Genomic DNA, 17,961 nt, shown 5'->3' with positions numbered 1-17,961 from the left:
GCCGACGAGCATCTCGTCCTGGACGGCGTCGGTCTTGAAGGTCTGGTTCAGCAGCGAGGCGGCGTCGGGGCTGATGTGGACGGTGGTGCCCTCGAGGACGGCGTTGGAGCCTTCCATCTGGATGGGCTTCAGGGTGCCGCCCCAGAGGTTGAAGAGGTAGGCGTCCTCGGCGGCGACGGCGCCGTTGGCGGTGACGGTGCCGTAGAGCTTGCTCTCGCCCGGGTCGATGCGGAAGTCGGTGAGTTCGACGACGGTGCCGTCGGCCGAGGTCAGCGACAGGCCGGAGCCGTCGTGGTCGATCTCGCCCTGGACGTAGGGTCGGACGTCGCTGTCGGGGCCGTAGTAGTCGACGTTGCCGCCGGTGATCGGGAACGAGAAGGTTCCGTCGGTGAAGGTCGCGGTGCCGACGACGCCGGGGGTCAGGCCGAGCGAGGTGATCGCGTCGACGAAGGACTGGTCGACGGCGACCTGGGTGTCGACACCGTTGCTGAGGTCGGCGATCGACGCGGCGGGCGTCGACGCGGCGCTGGGCTCGGAGGACGACGAGCTCGACGAGGACGACGTGTCGGACGACGAACCGGAGTCCATCGAGCAGGCGGCGAGCGAGAAGACGAGGGCGCCCGAGGCCACGAGGCCGAGCGTGGTCTTGGTGATGTTCTTGCGGGTGAAGGCGTTCATGGTGAAGCTCCTTGTCTGTTGGTCCCGGTGGGGATGTACAGGGTTCGCCACCGTCGCCGAAAAGGATTGGAACGCATCGACTTCGTTACTCCGCCGTGACCTCGACCGTCTCGGCGGACCCGTCGGCGGGGCTCGTCATGCCTCGTGCCCGAGCCACTGCGAGCCCGCGTTGCGAGGTCCAGAAGTCGCGGACCGTCTCGCGGAGTTCGGTCGCTCCGACGTCCGCACCGAAGGCCAGCGATCCCGGCTCGAGTGCGATGCCGTCGGCCAGGGTGGGCAGGGCGACGGGATCGAAACCGATGGCGTCCACGAGACCGGCGACGACGTCGAGCGCCTCGCGGTCGTCGGACGCGAGGGCGATCGCGCTGCGCCCGGGGTCTCCCGCCGGCAACGCTCCCTCGTCGAGGTCGTGGTACCCCATGTGGTTGAAGCCCTTGACGACGCGTGACTCGGGGAGGTGCTGCTGCACGAGCTCGCTCGTCGAGGTGCGGACGTCCGAGAGGTCGTCGCGCAGGCCGTCGGTCTCCCACCAGTAGTTCATGGCGTCGACGACGACCTTGCCGGCCAGGGCGTCCGCCGGCACGGAGCCGAGTTTGCCGAGGGGCAGGGCCAGGACGACGATGTCGGCCTCCCTCGCCGCCTCGGCCGACCAGACCGCTCGGGCTCCGGGGGCGATCACGTCGACGATCAGGCGGATGCGTGCGGGGTCTCCCGAGCCGGCGAGCAGGACGGGGTGGCCGGCGGCGTGCACGAGGCGGGCGAGGACGGTGCCGACCTTGCCTGCGCCGAGGATGCCGATCGTGGGTGCGGACGTCATGTGTCGTGCAACCCGCGAGGGCGCCCGTCGATTCCGGACGCGACGGTGCACCGCAGGCCCCTGAACCAGGTCTGCGGTGCACCGTCGGTGTGGAGTCGCTCAGAAGCGAGCGACGGGGGTGACCGTCAGGCGCGAGCCGTCCGGCGGCGGGCCGCCACGAGCAGGCCGAGCCCCGCGAGCAGAACCAGCAGGCCACCCGCCAGCGGGGCCGTCGCGTCGCCGCCGGTGAAGGCGAGCGACGAGTCGGCGGCGAATGCCGAGGAGGCGCTGGTCCCCGAGGCGAGGACGCTGCGGTCGGTCGACGCAGCGGTCACGAGCACGGTGCCGGTGGTGCCGGTGTTGCCGTCGAAGCCGTCGATGCCCGCGGTGCCCTCGGTGTCCGGCGTGGTGGTGCCGTCGTCATCCGGGGTGGTGGGCGTCGTCGGGTCGACCGGATCGGTCGGCTCGAACGGCTCCGCCGGGTCGACGGGGATCGTCGGGTCGACGGGGATCGTCGGGTCGGTCGGGTCGGTCGGGTCGGTCGGCGTGGTGGGGTCGGTCGGCGTGGTGCCGGTCGTCCCGTCCGTGACGTCGCTGTCGCCGATCACCGAGACGGCGTTGCCCGACAGGTCGATCGGCAGCGTGATCGAGGGGACGACCTGCGTGCCGCCGAGGATGCCGTCGTCACCGCTGGTGGTGCCACCGGTCGAGCCGGTGCCGGTGCCGGTTCCGGTGCCGGTGGTGCCGGTGCCGGTCGTGGTGCCCGTGCTCGCCGAGTCGCCGACCACCGAGATCGCGTTGCCGCCCACGGTCACGGGCAGGCCCGCCGACGGCACGACCTGCGTGCCGCCGAGGATGCCGTCGTCACCGCTCGTGGTGCCACCGGTCGAGCCGGTGCCGGTGCCGGTGCCGGTCGTGGTGCCGGTGCCGGCCGAGTCGCCGACCACCGAGATCGCGTTGCCGCCCACGGTCACGGGCAGCCCCACCGACGGCACGACCTGCGTGCCACCGAGGACGCCGTCGTCACCGCTCGTGGTGCCACCGGTCGAGCCGGTTCCGGTGCCGGTGGTGCCGGTGCCGGTCGTGGTTCCCGTGCTGGCCGAGTCGCCGACCACCGAGATCGCGTTGCCGCCCACCGTGACCGGAGCGGTCACAGCCGGGATCACCTGGGTGCCCCCGGCGATGCCGTCGTCACCGCTGGTGGCGGCTCCGTCCGTGGTCGACCCGGTGCCGGAACCGACGGCCGGAGCCGTGGACGAACCGGTGCTGCTGCTGTCGCCGATCACGGAGACGGCGTTGCCGCCGACCGTCACGGGCAGCTGCACCGACGGCACGACCTGCGTGCCACCGAGGATGCCGTCGTCACCGCTGGTGGTGCCGGTGGCCGAGTCGGCGGGAACGGCGTCAGCCGCGCCTCCTGCGGGGGCTTCGGTCGGGGTGCCGGTGCTGGCGGAGTCGCCCAGCACCGAGATCGCGTTGCCGCCGACCGTGACCGGCAGGGTCACGTCGACCAGGCCCTGGGTGCCCGAGCCGATCGAGTCGTCACCCGACGTGGTGGCCGGTGCGGGCGCCACAGGGGCGGCAGGGGCTGCCGGGGCTGCCGGGGCCGCGGCGGCCGAGTCGCCGAGCACCGAGATCGCGTTGCCACCGACGGTGACGGGCACGTCGACCGAGACGATGCCCTGGGTGCCCGAGAGCACTCCCGAGTCACCGCTCGTCGTGGTGACCGGCGCGGCAGGCGCGGCCGGTGCGGCAGGTGCCGCCGGTGCGGCAGGTGCCGCAGCCGGCGCGGCGGGAGCAGCAGCCGGGGCAGCAGGTGCCGCGGCCGTGCTGCTCGATTCGCCGAGGACGCTGACGGCGGTGCCGAGGGCCGAGACCGGGGCCTCGACGACGGCGCCGACCTGGGTGCCCGAGAGCAGCCCGTCGTCACCGGTGGTGGTCGCCGCGTTCGCGGCGGTCGTTCCGAGGGCCCAGATGCCCCCGACGAAGAGCGCTCCCATGAGCCCTCTCGAGACGTACTTGTTCATGGTCTTCTCCAAGAGATGAGGTGTGTGGTGCCGCGTGGTCGCGGCGGGGTCGCTGATGTCGCCGGCAGCCGGAACGCTGCAGGGGCGACGCGACCGGCCTCAGTCGGGGGAAGAGTCGGTGTCGTACGCAGGCGTCGACGGGAGGTCGTCGTCGCCGTCCGCGGACCCCGCCGAGACGGCGAGTCCGGGAAGCTGGGAGGCGCGGGTCGCGTCGAGCGCGACGGCACCGCCGGCCGCTCCACCGCCCGAGGCCTGACCGTTCGCGCCGCCGCCGGTGCTCGAGGGCAGGGCGGGCGTGCCGTGGTCGTCGCCGGCGGGACGCGGCGTGGGGCCCGGGGTGGGCGCCAGAGGCACGGTGGTCGTGTCGGAGGCCGAGGCCGAGGCCGCACCGGCGGCGATCTGCGCGCGCAGGGTGGTGACCGCGTCGGTCGCGTCCGTCGCCTCGGACGCCGCGTCGGCGAAGGAGGCAGCCGGGATGACGTCGGCTCCGGCAGCGCCGAGGGCGTCGATGCCGTCGGCGTCTGCGGCCGCACCGGTGAGCGCGTCGCTCGCGGGAAGCGTGACGCCGGGCCGGGGCGTGACGCCCTCGGGCACGACGGGCGGGAGGATCGGCGCGGCGGGGGCCGCCGCCGAGTCACCGACGGCGGCGAGGCCACCGTCGACGACGCCGGTCAGCGGGTCGGTCACGGTCGAGACGGGTGCCGGGCCGGTGACGGCGGACACCACCGGGACGGCCGCGACGACCTGGTCGACGGTCTGCGCGACGGGAGCCACGACGGACGAGACGGGCGCGACGGCCGTGACCTGCTGGACGGCCTGCGGCACCACGGGGGCGGCGGCCTGGACGACGTGCTGCACCGGCGGGGCGACGGCCGTGGCCTGGACGGCGACGTCCGTGACCTGCGACACCGCGCCTCCTGCGGTCTGGCCCACGGCGGCCACGGGGGCGTCGAGCGATCCGGCGACCTGGCCGACGGCCGAGGTGACACCGCCGAGGAGCGACGAGGGAGCCTCGTCGGCCGAGGCCGACGTCGACGAGAAGGCGAGTCCGAGACCGACCATGCCGATCGCGGCGAGACCGGAGAAGCCGAGGAGGCGCGCGAGACGGAGCGGGGCGGGTCGCCTCGTCGTCGTCTCGGCCGTCTGATCCACGGCGTACCTTCTTCGGTCGCAGTTCACGCCGGACTGGTGGGTTCCGGCGTCGGGGTCGTGCCCCTCATCACGCTGGTGAGTCGCGATGTGCCGTCTTTTCTACGCCGCCGGATCCGGAATGTCCATGAGTCTGCCTCAGATGTACCCCGATCGCCCCGGTCCTCCCCGCTCGAGGGGCGGGTCAGACCAGCTCGAGGTCCCAGGCCGGCGGCACGTAGGCGGAGCCCCACCCGGCGCGCAGACGGGTGACGGCGCGGTCGAACGACTCGAGCACGTCCATCTCGCGGCGGACCATCGACTGGAGCTGCAGCCCCTCGTACAGGGCGACCAGTTGCTCGGCGCCCCGGGCCGGCTGCATGGTCTCGGGCTCGCGCCCGAGCTCCACGTCCTGGGCGAGGGAGGTGTGGATCAGCCGGTAGAACTGCAACCACTGCTCGTACAGGGGCCTCGCGAGCGGGTGGCCGGGGGTGGCCGCGACGTTGACCGTGGCGCTCAGCAGGCGCATCAGCGCGGGCTCGGCGGCGTTGGCCTTGACGATGGCCCGCAACAAGGCGATCGTGCCGTGGGTCCGGGCGAGGGGCAGCAGGGGGCGGGTGCGGCGGCCGACCCAGAGGTCGACCGTCGCGAGCACGAGCCCGTTCCAGTGGGTGAACTCGTCGGTCACGACCTTCACGGGCAGGCCGGCGGCCCGGGCGACCAGCGCGAACGACGCCTCGTGGAAGGCGTGCTCGGTGAAGACGCGCATGGCCGCCTCGACGATGGCGATGCGTCGCTCGACGGCGGCGGAGGGGGCTCCGAACGGGATGACCCGGGCGGTGGTGGCTGCCGGGGCGTCCGCCGGCTCGGGGTGGGTCTCGTGGATCACGGATCGACGTTACGGACCGTGAGGGGTACCGGTCGACGCCCAGTCCGGGGCACAAGGCACCACTGCGCCGGCCGCGTCACCGAGGCGACGCGACCGACGGGGCCGGAGGGGGCGCGTACCCGAACGCCGCCGCCCTCCTTGCCGCACGACACCCGATGGGTCGTGGCCGGTCCTCACCCGAAGAGGACCGGTGTGGCGTGTCCAAGTAGTACGCCAGGCGTGCCCCGATCCCTATTCTCCCGGGCAGATTGTCAGGAACTAGATTAAACATTGTGTTATCAGCTTGAGCCGCGTATACCTCAGGTAACGGGGAACGCTCGCACGTACCGACACGTGTGTCCAGGTGGCTCCTCTTCTCAGTCAGGTGGCGCCATGCCCCGTTCGACGCCCACCTCCCTCCTCGCCCGCTCGGGGCTCGTCCTCGGCGTCGCCGCAGCCCTCACGGTGGCCTCGGCCCTGCCCGCCAGTGCCGCGAACGTCATCGACGGCCCCGTCGACCTCGGCTCGGCCTCGACCTACGCCGTGCTCGCCTCGTCCACGGTCACGAACACCGGGACCAGCGTCGTCAACGGCGACGTCGGCCTCAGCCCGGGCACCTCGGTCGTCGGATTCGACGCCGGCGGCCCCGGCGTGATCGTCGGCGGTGTGCAGCACGTGAACGACGAGCCGGCACAGCTCGCCCAGCAGGACCTCACGACGGCGTACGACGTGGCCACGGCCCTCACCCCGCAGGAGAGCAACGTCATCGACCTGGCCGGTCGGTCGCTGACCCCGGGCGTCTACTCGGGAGGCGCGGTGCAGGTCACCGACAACGGCGCCCTCGCGTTCGCCGGCAGCGCCGAGTCGGTCTGGGTCATCCAGGCCGCCAGCACCCTGACCATCGGCTCCAACACCACGATGACCTTCTCCGGTGGCGCGAGTGCCTGCAACGTCTTCTGGCAGGTCGGCAGCTCGGCCACCCTCGGCAGCGCGGCGCAGTTCCGCGGGACGATCCTCGCCCAGGAGTCGATCACGGCGACGACGGGCGCCACCGTCATCGGACGCCTCCTCGCCCGCACCGGCGCGGTGACCCTCGACACGAACACCATCACCGTCCCCGCAGCCTGCCCCACGGTCGGCACCCCGTCCACGACCGTCGCACCGACCATCACGTCGGGCAGCCCGACGACCGCGACCGAGGGCACCCCCTACTCGTTCACCGTCACGGCGACCGGCACCCCGGCCCCGACGTACACCGTCACCACCGGCACCCTGCCCGCCGGCCTCACGCTGAACGGCACCACGGGCGAGATCTCGGGCACACCGACCACGCCGGGTGACACCACCGTCACCATCACGGCCGACAACGGCACCACGCCGCCCGACACCGCGGACTACACGATCACGGTCACACCGGCCGACGTCGTCACCCCGACCCCGGGCGAGGGCGGCACCCCTCCCGGCACCGTGACTCCCCCCGGCACGACCACGCCGCCCGGCACGACCACCCCGCGGACCCCGGTGGTCCCCGTGTCCGACCGGAACGGCAACGGCCCCCGCGGCGACCTGGCCTACACCGGTTCGGACAGCACGCTGCCCGCGATCGGTGCCGGCCTGGCCCTGCTGCTCGGTGCCGCGCTCGTCGTCGTCACGGCGATCCGTCGCCGTCGACTCACCGCACGCTCCGGACGATGACCGTCCTCGGGCCCCGGCCGGCACCGGCCGTCGGCCCGAGGCGGGCACCGGCCGGTCCGGTGACCCGGCCCGTCCGGACCCGACCCGCCCATTCGCCCTTCACCTTGACCTACCTCGACGCTCCGACCACGGTCGAGACGCCGGGCGTCCCGGCCGGGACCTGCCTCGTCCTGCGGAACACCGGAGGCCGCGCCCTGCGCTGGGCGAGCGTCACCCCGGTCGACGGGACCGTCGGCGCCCGGGTCGGACGCCCCCTCCCCCGCCACGGCGACCTGGGCCTCGGCGGACGCGAGGACGTCGCCCGCCTCGCCGCCGCCTCGGACCTCTTCGTCGACTGGGTGGACCAGGCCGGGACCGACCGCTCCACCTGGATGCGTGTGCCTCCCGTGCCCGCCCGCTACCGCTGACCTCGCGGGGCCTCGACCCGAGCGTACGGATGTGCTTCGATGGGACTCTGCGGATGTTCTCTGTCACCGGACGGATGCTCGCGGACCACATGAGAGGTCCTGATGAGCCAACCCCCGCCGATCCCTGTCGACTACGTCCACGATCCCGACTCCAACTCGGGCCGCGTCGTCGACGCGATCTACGCCCTGCAAGACGCCGAGGCCCTCTTCCGGGCACGACTGCGGTCCAAGTTGGGCATCGGGGCCAGTGAGCTGACGACCGTGCAGTTCCTCGCCCGGCTCGAGACCCGCCGCATGTCGGCCAGACCGATGGACGTCGCGGCGCACCTCGGCATGACCAGCGGCGCCGCGTCGATCATCGTCACCCGCCTCGTGACCCGCGGCTACGTCGTCCGGCGGACCAACCCCCGCGACGGTCGGGGGCAGCACCTGCAGCTGACCGAGGCCGTGCACCGCGCGGTGACCCGAGCCGCGGGCGGGGGCCGACTCGGGGCGCTCGAGGGGGTCCTCGGCCTCTCCGACCGGGAGTCGCGACGCGTCGTGTCCCTCCTGTCGGGCGTGACCACCGGCTTCACGGACGGTGCCTCGACGGACCGACCCGCGCCTCCTGTCTGAGGCCGTCCGACCCGGTCGTGGGTCTCACCGACCGGCGGCGTACCTCGCGCTCACCTCGGCCGCCGTCGAGGCCACGTCCAGGACCGTCGTGTCGTCGAGGTCGCCGCGGTAGTACTTGCTCGTCGGGGACGACGGCCACGAGATGCTCACCGCGTCGTAGCCGATCCGCCAGTAGCCCCGGGCGTTCTCGGCGGCCGCCTGGGTCGACGAACCGACCCGCGTGCCGTCGACGTAGAGGGCCATGCCCGACGGGCTCAGGGTCGCCGTCGCCAGGTGCCACGCACCGTCCGTGTAGGTCGCCGGGCTCTCCACGCTGAAGTAACCGCCGCTGTAGACGCCGAAGATCAGCGTGCCCCTGTCGGTCAGGTAGAGGTGGCGGTCGTACTGGCCCGACGCGCCCGCCTGGCTGTTCCCGAAGCCGATCAGCTTGCCGCCCGTCGTCGTGGTCGTGCGGAACCAGGTCTCGACGGTGAAGACCTGCGGGCCGTCGATGACCTGCCCCGTCGTGACCTGGCCGCTCACGCCGTCGAGCCGCAGGTAGGGGCCGTCGCCGGCGGCGCACGTGCCGCTGCCGATCGTGGCCCCGCGGGTGAGGGTCCCCGATCGCCCGTTGCCACTGCTGTCGCGCGCGGTCGTGCCGACGCCGTCGTTGAACTGGTAGGCGAACCGCGCCTGCGCCGCCACCGGTCGGTCGAGGCAGGTGAACCGGGCCGTGGCGAGTGAGCTGGACGCCGACGTGGTGGCCGAGAACGCGGCGTGACTCGAACCGACGACGAGGAACAGCACCGCCACCCCGGCGACCACGGCCAGCAGGAGACCCGAGATCCGGACGGCGCGGGACCGGCCCGTCGGGTGCGTCGGTGCGCGGTGGCGGGAGAGGGCGAGGGGGTCGACGACGTCGTCGCTCGCCGGCTCCAGCCGGGTCGCCGCGAGCAACAGCAGCACGACGAGGGACACGACGAGCACGCCCAGGACGCGGTCGCCGCCGTGCCAGAGCATCGACGATCCGATCGACGGGACGAGCAGGACCCCGACGCCGTGCACGGCCTCGGCCGACACGAGGCTGGAGTCGACCTGGGCATTGGCGTCGCCCTTCAGTCGCAGCGAGCCGTCGTCGGTCGTGTCGACCAGTCGGTGCAACCGCAGTTCTCCGGCCCGGTCCGGGTCGTCGACCAGCAGCACCTGCCCCGCATCGAGGTCGGCTGTGTCCACGGGCATCGCCACCACGACGTCCCCGGCGGCGATCGCGGGCGCCATCGACCCCGAGACCACGGTCGTGGGCGACCAGCCCCAGAGGGCCGGGACGGCCGCCCAGAGCAGGAGGCACACGACCGTCGTCAGGACGACCCGCGCGACCGTCGCCAGGCACAGCGCACCCCAGAACGACAGGTCGGAGCGGACCTGCGGGGTGGTGGCGACGGTGGAGGTCGCGACGGTCGTCATGAGGGCGTGTTCCGGCTCGGGCGTCGACTCCCGCGTCAGCGGGTCTGGGCCTCCCAGGTGAAGGCGATCGCCGCGCGCGAGTCCTGACCGGTGTTCGGGGTGGACTGGCTGAGCGTGTACGAGAACTTGAACGAGCGGGACTCGCTGGTGGTCCCGGTCGGCGACCAGGTCGGGGCGCCGTTCGCGTAGCCGGTCCGCTGGCCCGCGAAGTCGGCCAGCGTGCCCGAGAAGACCTGGGCACCCTGGCTCGCCGGGGTGAAGCCGTCACACGAGGCGCTCGAGGCTCCCGACCCCTGTTGGATCGTCAGGTCGAGGTACGACGACAGCGAGTTCGTCGTGGTCGCGGCGGTGCCGTAGAGGCGGACGGCCGAGGGCAGGCTGCCCGTCGAGGTGACCGTGATGCACTTCGTCCCGGCGTCACCGGGCATCAGGTTCGAGGCCGAGAACAGGGCGACGCCGGAATCGTCGTCCGTGAGCTGCACGGTGCCGGTCGACCAGTTGCTCGTGGGGTTCGAGGTGGTGGCCGAGAAGGCCGAGTACGACGCCGTGGAGATGATGGCGCCGGAGGCGATGACGGCGACGGGCACGGCGGCCCAGCGGGCACGGCGCGTCCAGCGGGCGCGACTGATCGATCGGGACATGTCGGGGAGTCCTTCGGGTGGGGGGTCGCCGAGGCCCCCGTGGTGCCTGTCGGGAGGGGGCTCGGACGTCTCGGCACGGTGCCGATGGGGCGAAGGTACCGACGGAACGTCATCTCGGTAAGGGGCGTCGTGTCCCCAGTGAGGGGGATCGCCACGTACCCCGCCGGATCGTCCCGACCCCGCCTCAGCGGCCGCGACCCGCGACGAGCGCGTGCAGCAGCGGGACCGCCGAGGTGACCATCAGCACCGTGCCGACCACGTCGTCCCCGCTGCGCAGGACCGCTCCGGCGATGAGCAGGGCCGCGAAGAGCACGGCCGAGACCACGCGCCGGGCGGTCCGCTCGATGCGGGTCAGCTGACGTTCGATCCGGGGGCTGCCCACCTCGAGCGTCCCGTCTTCGAGGCGCGTGACGAGGTGGTCGAGTCGGCCGGGCAGGCGCACGGCCACCGTGGCGGCGTCGAGGGTGCGGCGCGTGACGTCCTGCACCGCGTTGCCCCGTTCGTCGCGGATCAGCTGGGCGGCGTACGGCTCGACCGAGTCCCACAGGTTGAAGGCGGGGTCGAGCGCGCTGGCGACCCCCGAGGTCAGCGTCATCGCCCGCAGGACGAGCAGGAAGTCCTCGGGCAGCTGGAACGGCAACGACCGGATGAGGTCGCCGAACTGGCCGGCGAACTCGCGGTACTCGCGCGGGTCGACCTGACGGAGCTCGGCGAACCCCATGCCGCCGAACCGGGCGAAGGTGGCGGTCACGGCCCGCTCGAGCCCGAGCGTGTCGGCGCTCGGCAGCAGGACGCCGAGGTCGCGCATGGCGTTGACCATGCCCGAGCCGTCGCGGGAGGCCGCCGCGATCAGCAGCTTGCGCAGGCCCGTCCGGGTGCCCGTCGGCACCTCGCCCATCATGCCGAAGTCGATGAAGGTGAGCTTCCACGGGCGCTGCCCGTCGACCGCGTCGGGCACGGGCGTGACGAAGATGTTGCCGGGATGCGGGTCGGCGTGGAAGAACCCGTGGGTGAAGAGCTGGTCGAACATCACCTCGGCGAAGACGGGCGCGACGTCGGCGGGGTCGATGCCGGCCGCGGCGAGAGCGTCGACGTCGGTGATCTTGATCGCCGAGACGTCGTCGAGCACGAGGACGCGACGCGTGGTGCGCTCCCACACGACGTCGGGCACGCTCACGCGGTCGTCGTCGGCGAAGTCGGCGGCGAACCGGGCCGAGTTGGCGGCTTCGTTCAGGTAGTCGATCTCCTCGAGGCTGGTGCGCGCGAACTCCTCGACGAGGGCGGGGGCGTCGACCCGGTCCGACACCAGCCGGACGTGGCTGAGCCAGCCGCCGACGCGACGGAGTGCCGCCAGGTCGACGTCGACCACGGCGTCGATGCCGGGCCGCTGCACCTTGAGCACGACGTCGGTGAGGCCCGTGTCGGCGGCGTCGGCGGGCCCGAGCGTCGCGCGGTGCGCCTGGCCGAGCGACGCGGCGGCGATGGGCGTCTCGGCCACCGTCGCGAAGACCTGCCCCAGGGGTCGGCGCAGTTCGGCCTCGGCCAGGGCGCGGATGCCGGCGAAGGGGACGGGCGTGACCTCGTCCTGCAGCCCCTCGAGTTCTTTGGTGATCTCGGGCGGCAGCACGTCGAGGCGTGACGACAGGTACTGGCCGACCTTGATCATCAGGCCGCCGAGGTCGAGCGCGAGCGCGTGGAAACCTCGGGCGAAGCGCCGCATGCGCCGGGCCCGGGTCCGTTCGGCCAGACGCCGCAGACCGAAGCGGGGCAGGACGAGTTCGAACCACCAGGTGACGGCGAGATGCCGCGAGGCGAACCGCAGGATGCGGCGGTAGCGCGCGCGGCCGGCTCGGTCACGCACCGGTGGACTGGACGCGGAGGGGTCGGTCGACGCCACCCTCGTCAGTCTCGGGCGAGGATCGAGTAGATGCGACGACGGGCCTCGTCGAGCACCGCCACCGCCTCGTCGACCTGCTCGGGCGAGCCCGTGCGGCCGACCTGCGCCGTGGCGCGGGCCAGCTCGACGCCGGCTTTCGGCAGGGCGCGGAAGCGGTCGCCGGTGGCGGAGCGCTCGGGCTCCCACGGTGCCGACGGGTCGACCCCGGCGGCGGCGCGGCCGGCGTCGGTCAGCGAGTAGACCTTGCGACCGTCGGTCTCCTCCGCGGCGACGAGCCCCTCGTCGGAGAGCAGCTGCAGGGTCGGGTAGACGGATCCGGCGCTGGGCTTCCAGTCGCCGCCGCTGCGCTCGTCGATCTCGCGGATGATCTGGTAGCCGTGCATCGGGCGTTCGGCCAGCAGCGCGAGGATCGCGGCACGCACCTCGCCCCGGGGGGCGCGGGTGCCCTCGCGGCGGTCGAAGGTCGAGCGGAGCTGCTCCATGGCCTGCCACATGCCGTCGAGGCCGGTGCCGAATCCGAAGGTGCCGGGTGCTGACGTGCTGCTCATGGTGTTCTCCTTCTCGAGGGTGGAGCGCGGTCGAACGATACCCGGACGATATACCCCGTCCCCCGGTCCGTCAGGGCTGACGCCCAGGCAGGAGGCGCGGCCCCGGAGATCCCGAACGGTCCTGTTCTGGGGGTGCCCGCCCACTCGTACGGGGGGTCCGCGAGGGCGGACGGGGGTGGTTGAGTTCCATTCGTGGGTATGAACCCCCACCGACGGCTCGCTGCCGTCACCTCTCCGGCGTTCCCCGACGTCCGCCGGCGAGCCCTGCCGCCTCGACGTTCCCCGACGTCCGCCGAGGCGGCAGGACCTCCGTCGTTCCCCGACGTCCGACGGAGCATCACATCCTCGGTGACGACTCGCGCCTCCGAGACCTCTTGGAGTCCTGCATGCCCTCGTTCCCGACCGGCCGCCTCGCGGCCACCGCCGCCGCCGCGGCCCTCGTGCTCACCGCCCTGGCGTCCGCACCGGCCCAGGCCGCCGCCCCCTCGTCCGTCTCGGCCGGCACGGTCCCGGTCACGACCTCCGCGGCCTCGACGTCCGCCGCCTCGACCGTCACCGCGGGCGTCGCGGCCGACCTGTCCCGCGACATGGTGAAGGTGCCCGCCGCGCCCCTCCTCAAGGCACAGACCGACGACGCCGTGTCGCCGGCGGCCGGGGTGACGAACCACCCGGTCTACGTCAGCATCGCCACGGTGACCGCCGCGACCTCGGACGACTCCGCCACGCCGCCCGACGACGCCTCGATCCGCACCGCCGTCACGCAGCTGCACGACTACTGGTGGGAGGAGTCGGGCCACACCGTGAACGTGACGCTCGCCGGCATCGAGACCCGCCCGCTCGACCAGGCCTCGTGCGTCCCCGCCACGGTGCTCAACACGGTCCACACCTCGGCCTTCGGAGGTCGGTTCGCCAAGTACGCCTGGGCCGGGACCAACGAACACCTGATCGTCCTCAGCCGCGAGACCTGCGGCACGACGGCGACGGCGTTCGGCACGGTCGGCGGCGACGGCGGCGAGGTCTTCAGCTCGTACGGTGCGGGGACCGCACTCGGCGTCCCGGTCCTGCTCCACGAGTTCGGCCACAACCTCGGCTTCGGCCACGCCGGCGCCGGCATGTGCCGCAGCACGACCTCGTTCGACGGGGCCGCGAGCGACTACCGCTACGCCACGTCGACCGACACCCCCGCCGCCTGCCCCGTGCTCGAGTACGGCGACTTCCTCGACATCATGGGCTACTCGGTCTCGTCGGCCCGACCCCACCTGTCGTCCGTCCAGAAGGTCCGTGCCGGTTACCTGACCGACGTCACCACGCTCAGCGGGGCCGGCACCACCCGGCAGGTCACCGTCGCCTCGCTCGACGGCACCGCCAAGGGCCGCGCCCTCAAGGTCGTCGATCCGCTCAGCGGGCAGGACTACTACGTCGAGTACCGCACCGCCACCGGCACGGACGCGACCAGCGCCGAGTTCGGCGGCCGGGCGGCGTCCTGCGCACTCGTCGCGTCGGGCTTCACCCGCTGTGCCCTCACCAGCGACAAGACGACCGGCAGCGTCCGCGTGCTCCGACCGCTCACCCTCTCGGGCAGCACGGTGTCGACCGTCGCCCTGGCCGTCGGCCTCGACGCGAAGCGCGACCCCAGCCGCCGCGACACGCACCTCGACGCGGGCGAGTCGTTCACGAGTGCGAACGGTGGCTTCACCGTGTCGGTCCGCTCCGTGACCCCGTCGGGAGGCGCGGTGCTCGACGTCACGTTCGCCGGCGCCGCGAAGAAGGCTCCCGCCACGACGACCACGAGCGCGCTGACCGTCGACCGGACCCGCCAGACCTATGGCTCCACCACGCTCATCACGGCCACCACGCAGGTCACCACGGCCGACGGGTCCGCCCCGGCCGGCACGGTCACGCTGCGGGACGGCACCACCGTCGTCGGCTCCGTGCGGGTCGGGGCCGGCGGACGCGCCGCGGTGACCCTGCCGGGGACGACGGCCGCGGGCGCCCACTCGCTGCGCGCCTCCTTCGTCCCCGACACGGCCGCGCAGGCCGCGTCGGACTCGACGGTCGTCCCCGTCACGGTCGACAAGGCGGCGTCGGCGACCTCGCTGACGCTGAACCGCAGCACCCAGGCCTACGGCTCGAACCCCGTGACGGCGACGGTCACCGTCACCGGCGTCGCCGGGGTCGTGCCGACCGGCACGGTCTCGGTGTCGCTCGACGGCACCCGCGTGGTACAGGTCGCCGTCTCGGGCGGCAAGGCGAGCTACGCGCTGCCCTCGACGACGACCGTGGGAACCCACCGCCTCGTCGCGACCTTCACCCCGGCCGACGCCTCGCTGACGTCGTCGACGAGCGTCACGGCCACCATGACCGTCACGAAGGCGACGTCGACCAGCGCCCTCGTGCCCGGCTCGACCGCCGTCAAGAAGAACACCGCCTCGAGCGTCACCGTCACGGTCTCGGCCGCGGGCGTCCCGAACCCGACCGGCACCGTCACCGTGACCGCCGGCGGCAAGGTCGTCGGCACGGCGACGCTGTCGGCCACGGGTTCGGGGCGGGTGACCGTCGCGGTCGCGAAGTTCGCGCAGGCGGGGACCTACTCGCTCTCGGCCTCGTACGCCGGGGCAAGCACGGTTTCGACCAGCGTCTCGAAGCCGGTGCAGGTCACCGTCCGCTGACGCCCGCCGCGCCGCCTGCCTCGCGCGACCGCCCCCGCACTGCCGTTCCGCACTGCCGTTCCGCGACGAACCCCGTTCCGTGCGATGAACCACGAAGGTTCGTGGTTCATCGCACGGAACGGGGTTCACGGGCAGAGGAGGTGCGGGTCGGCGACCAGCGGAGGCGCGGGGCGGCCACCCGGGGAGGCGCGGGTCAGCTCACGACGGGCGTCGCGATCTCGACGCCGACGATGCGCTCGTCGGCGAGCGTCACCGGGTACGCGTCGCCCGTCAGGCGCACCGCCGCCTCGGTCTCGCGCTCGGCGCACGAGCCGCCGACCCAGAGCTCGACGTCACCGGGCTCGACGACCCGTCGGTGCTGCCGGTCGGTCAGCGCCAGACGGGTGGTGGGGACACGGAAGGAGACCCGCGCCTCCTGACCGGGGTCGAGCGCGACGCGCGCGTAGCCGAGCAGCTGCGCGACGGGCCGGGTGACCGAACCCACGACGTCGTGCGCGTAGAGCTGCACGAGGTCGGTGCCGGGGCGGTCGCCCGTGTTGGCGACCGTCACCGACGCGACGAACGAGCCGCCCGCCGGCACCTCGGCCGAGTCGACGGCCAGGTCGGAGCGTCGCCACGAGGTGTACGACAGCCCGTGCCCGAACGGCAGCACGGGCGTGCTGTCGGCGCTCGTCACCTCCGACGGACCGCCGAGCACCGGGTGCAGGTACGAGAACGGCTGCGCCCCGGCCGAGCGCGGCAACGACACGGGCAGGTGCCCGGACGGCTCGACGCTGCCGGTCAGGACGCCGGCGACCGCGGCGCCGCCCTCCTCCCCCGGGAAGAACGCCTGGACGACGGCGGCCGGCGCCCCCGCGCCCGACACCGCCCAGCCGATGGCGTACGGCCGGCCCGAGAGCACGACCATGACGGTGGGAGTGCCCGTGGCGACGACGGCCTCGACGAGCTCGCGCTGCACCCCGGGCAGCTCGAGGCTCTCGACGTCGTTGCCCTCACCGACGGTGCCCCGCCCGAACAGGCCGGCCCGGTCGCCGACGACCACGACGGCCACCTCGGCCCCTCGGGCGGCGTCGACCGCGGCGGCGATCCGTGACCGGTCGTCGCCCTCGACGTCGCAGCCGGCCTCCACCACGACGTCGGCCGCGGACAACTCGGTGCGCAGGGACTCGGCGACGGTCGGCAGCTCGATGCCGAGCGGCACGCCGGGGTGGTGCGCCAGCACGTGGTTGACGAACGAGTAGCAGCCCATCAGGGCTTCGGCACTGTCGCCGTTCGGGCCGACCACCGCGACCGAGGCCGGGCCGGCACCCGCACCGACAGCGCCTCGCACCAGCGGCAGCACCCCGTCGTTGGTCAGCACGACGACCGACTCGTCGGCGAGGCGACGGGCGATCGCCCGGTGCTCGGCGGAGTCGAGGTCGATCGAGGTCGGCGGGGGCGTCTCGAAGGTCTCGTCGAGCAGCCCGAGCTCCTCCTTCTCGGCGAGCACGCGCAGCACCGCACGGTCGACGAGCGCCTCGTCGACCTCTCCGGCACGCACGCGCTCGGCGAGGGGCTCGAGGTAGGCGTCGCCGGTGGGCAGCTCGACGTCGATGCCGGCCTCGAGGGCCAGCGCCGCGGCCTCGCCCCGGTCGGCCGCCACCGCGTGCATCACCTGCAGGAACGCCACCGAGAAGTAGTCCGACACGACGACCCCGTCGAACCCCCAGCGCCGACGCAGCACGTCGGTCAGGTACGACGGCGTCCCGGCGACCGGCACCCCGTCGATCTCGGCGTACGAGTTCATCACCGAGCGCACCCCGCCGTCGAGCACGGCCATCTCGAACGGCGGCAGCAGCACGTCCTCGACGAACCGCGGCCCGACCTGCGCCGGCGCGTGGTTGCGCCCCGCCGCCGAGGTCGAGTAGCCCACGAAGTGCTTGAGGGTCGCGTGCACGCCGGCCGCCTGCAGCCCCTTCACGTAGGCGGTGCCGATCGTGCCGACGACGTAGGGGTCCTCGGCGATGCACTCGTCGACCCGACCCCACCGGGTGTCGCGGATGACGTCGAGCACGGGAGCGAGGCCCTGGTGCACGCCGAGGTCGCGCATCGATCCGCCGATGAGCCGGGCCATGCGTTCGACCAGTTCGGGGTCGAACGACGCCCCCCAGGCGAGCGGCGTCGGGAACGTCGCGGCCTGCCAGGCCGCGAGTCCGGTCAGGCACTCCTCGTGCACCAGCGCGGGGATGCCCAGCCGGGTCTCGTCGCGCAGACGGCGCTGTTCGCGCCACAACCAGGAGGCGCGCTCGACCGGGTCCACCGGCCTGGTCCCGTAGACCCGCGTCAGGTGGCCGAGCCCGTGCCGGGTCGCCTCGACGTAGTCGCCCGACGTCGCCATCTCGCCCTGCATCGGGGCGACGTTCTCGGCCCCCTGGTCGACCCACCAGCCGACCAGCTGGGCGAGCTTCTCGTCGAGGGTCATCTCGGCCAGCAGCGACGCCACCCGGTCGGAGGCGCGGGGTTCGCCGACCGTGAGGGCCTGCGGTCGGTGAGCGGTGTCGGTCATGTCG

The 17,961-nt window shown here is 73.3% G+C and carries 14 protein-coding genes; 4 read left to right on the top strand and 10 right to left on the bottom strand.

Annotated features, from left to right (window positions below):
- From BIV04_RS08530 to BIV04_RS08510, 5 genes are all read right to left on the bottom strand, one after another.
- Window positions 1-678, bottom strand: a 678-nt coding sequence (locus BIV04_RS08530; protein ID WP_071255796.1) for a hypothetical protein, incomplete at its 3' end; no start/stop codon positions are given.
- An 85-nt stretch (window positions 679-763) separates the two neighbouring features.
- Window positions 764-1,495 carry an NADPH-dependent F420 reductase gene (locus BIV04_RS08525; RefSeq protein WP_071255794.1) on the bottom strand — a complete coding sequence of 244 codons (732 nt, stop codon included), beginning with the start codon at window positions 1,493-1,495 and terminating at the stop codon, window positions 764-766.
- A gap of 125 nt (window positions 1,496-1,620) precedes the next feature.
- A complete protein-coding gene (locus tag BIV04_RS17110) occupies window positions 1,621-3,501 on the bottom strand; it encodes a hypothetical protein (RefSeq protein WP_071255793.1) in 1,881 nt (626 codons plus the stop codon).
- A gap of 99 nt (window positions 3,502-3,600) precedes the next feature.
- Entirely contained in the window at window positions 3,601-4,653 is a 1,053-nt protein-coding gene (locus BIV04_RS08515) for a hypothetical protein (RefSeq protein ID WP_071255792.1), read from the bottom strand.
- Between the two features lie 181 nt (window positions 4,654-4,834).
- A complete protein-coding gene (locus BIV04_RS08510) occupies window positions 4,835-5,518 on the bottom strand; it encodes a TetR/AcrR family transcriptional regulator (protein WP_071255791.1) in 684 nt (227 codons plus the stop codon).
- A 372-nt stretch (window positions 5,519-5,890) separates the two neighbouring features.
- Between BIV04_RS08510 and BIV04_RS08505 the strand changes: the two genes are divergently transcribed.
- The 3 genes from BIV04_RS08505 (at window position 5,891) to BIV04_RS08495 (ending at window position 8,214) form a co-directional block, all read left to right on the top strand.
- A complete protein-coding gene (locus BIV04_RS08505) occupies window positions 5,891-7,192 on the top strand; it encodes an ice-binding family protein (RefSeq protein WP_071255789.1) in 1,302 nt (433 codons plus the stop codon).
- Window positions 7,189-7,599, top strand: a complete 411-nt coding sequence (locus BIV04_RS08500; RefSeq protein ID WP_071255787.1) for a hypothetical protein — start codon at window positions 7,189-7,191, stop codon at window positions 7,597-7,599. Before BIV04_RS08505 ends, BIV04_RS08500 begins: the two co-directional genes overlap by 4 nt.
- 102 nt (window positions 7,600-7,701) lie before the next feature.
- The gene (locus BIV04_RS08495) at window positions 7,702-8,214 is read left to right on the top strand and encodes a MarR family winged helix-turn-helix transcriptional regulator (protein ID WP_071255786.1); all 513 of its coding nucleotides are present in this window, start codon (window positions 7,702-7,704) and stop codon (window positions 8,212-8,214) included.
- A 24-nt stretch (window positions 8,215-8,238) separates the two neighbouring features.
- Here the strand turns inward: BIV04_RS08495 and BIV04_RS16470 are convergent, their stop codons facing one another.
- The 4 genes from BIV04_RS16470 to BIV04_RS08475 form a co-directional block, all read right to left on the bottom strand.
- Complete coding sequence (locus tag BIV04_RS16470) at window positions 8,239-9,657, bottom strand: LamG-like jellyroll fold domain-containing protein (protein WP_083396291.1); 1,419 nt, start codon at window positions 9,655-9,657, stop codon at window positions 8,239-8,241.
- A 35-nt stretch (window positions 9,658-9,692) separates the two neighbouring features.
- On the bottom strand, window positions 9,693-10,298 hold the full coding sequence (locus BIV04_RS08485) for a hypothetical protein (protein WP_071255784.1): 606 nt from the start codon (window positions 10,296-10,298) through the stop codon (window positions 9,693-9,695).
- Between the two features lie 184 nt (window positions 10,299-10,482).
- Entirely contained in the window at window positions 10,483-12,159 is a 1,677-nt protein-coding gene (locus tag BIV04_RS08480; protein WP_255364222.1) for an AarF/ABC1/UbiB kinase family protein, read from the bottom strand.
- Between the two features lie 41 nt (window positions 12,160-12,200).
- Entirely contained in the window at window positions 12,201-12,743 is a 543-nt protein-coding gene (locus tag BIV04_RS08475; protein ID WP_054147384.1) for a PadR family transcriptional regulator, read from the bottom strand.
- 386 nt (window positions 12,744-13,129) lie between these two features.
- On the opposite strand from BIV04_RS08475, the gene BIV04_RS08470 reads away from it, so the two are divergent.
- Window positions 13,130-15,412 carry an Ig-like domain repeat protein gene (locus tag BIV04_RS08470; RefSeq protein WP_071255782.1) on the top strand — a complete coding sequence of 761 codons (2,283 nt, stop codon included), beginning with the start codon at window positions 13,130-13,132 and terminating at the stop codon, window positions 15,410-15,412.
- Window positions 15,413-15,605: 193 nt separating this feature from the next.
- On the opposite strand, the gene BIV04_RS08465 is transcribed toward BIV04_RS08470, so the two are convergent.
- Window positions 15,606-17,957, bottom strand: a complete 2,352-nt coding sequence (locus BIV04_RS08465; protein WP_071255828.1) for a glycoside hydrolase family 3 N-terminal domain-containing protein — start codon at window positions 17,955-17,957, stop codon at window positions 15,606-15,608.
- Window positions 17,958-17,961: the final 4 nt, after the last annotated feature.

The organism is Frigoribacterium sp. MCBA15_019, assembly GCF_001864945.1.
GTDB lineage: Bacteria > Actinomycetota > Actinomycetes > Actinomycetales > Microbacteriaceae > Frigoribacterium.
Note: the sequence above shows the minus strand (reverse complement) of the source record. Positions and strands in the feature narration are given on the sequence as shown.

What these genes read in the sequence shown, in the direction of transcription:
- BIV04_RS08525 (WP_071255794.1), bottom strand. Translation starts at nt 1,495, where the DNA reads ATGACGTCCGCACCCACGATCGGCATCCTCGGCGCAGGCAAGGTCGGC.
- BIV04_RS08470 (WP_071255782.1), top strand. Translation starts at nt 13,130, where the DNA reads ATGCCCTCGTTCCCGACCGGCCGCCTCGCGGCCACCGCCGCCGCCGCG.
- BIV04_RS08475 (WP_054147384.1), bottom strand. Translation starts at nt 12,743, where the DNA reads ATGAGCAGCACGTCAGCACCCGGCACCTTCGGATTCGGCACCGGCCTC.
- BIV04_RS08500 (WP_071255787.1), top strand. Translation starts at nt 7,189, where the DNA reads ATGACCGTCCTCGGGCCCCGGCCGGCACCGGCCGTCGGCCCGAGGCGG.
- BIV04_RS08495 (WP_071255786.1), top strand. Translation starts at nt 7,702, where the DNA reads ATGAGCCAACCCCCGCCGATCCCTGTCGACTACGTCCACGATCCCGAC.
- BIV04_RS08505 (WP_071255789.1), top strand. Translation starts at nt 5,891, where the DNA reads ATGCCCCGTTCGACGCCCACCTCCCTCCTCGCCCGCTCGGGGCTCGTC.
- BIV04_RS08465 (WP_071255828.1), bottom strand. Translation starts at nt 17,957, where the DNA reads ATGACCGACACCGCTCACCGACCGCAGGCCCTCACGGTCGGCGAACCC.
- BIV04_RS08485 (WP_071255784.1), bottom strand. Translation starts at nt 10,298, where the DNA reads ATGTCCCGATCGATCAGTCGCGCCCGCTGGACGCGCCGTGCCCGCTGG.
- BIV04_RS16470 (WP_083396291.1), bottom strand. Translation starts at nt 9,657, where the DNA reads ATGACGACCGTCGCGACCTCCACCGTCGCCACCACCCCGCAGGTCCGC.
- BIV04_RS17110 (WP_071255793.1), bottom strand. Translation starts at nt 3,501, where the DNA reads ATGAACAAGTACGTCTCGAGAGGGCTCATGGGAGCGCTCTTCGTCGGG.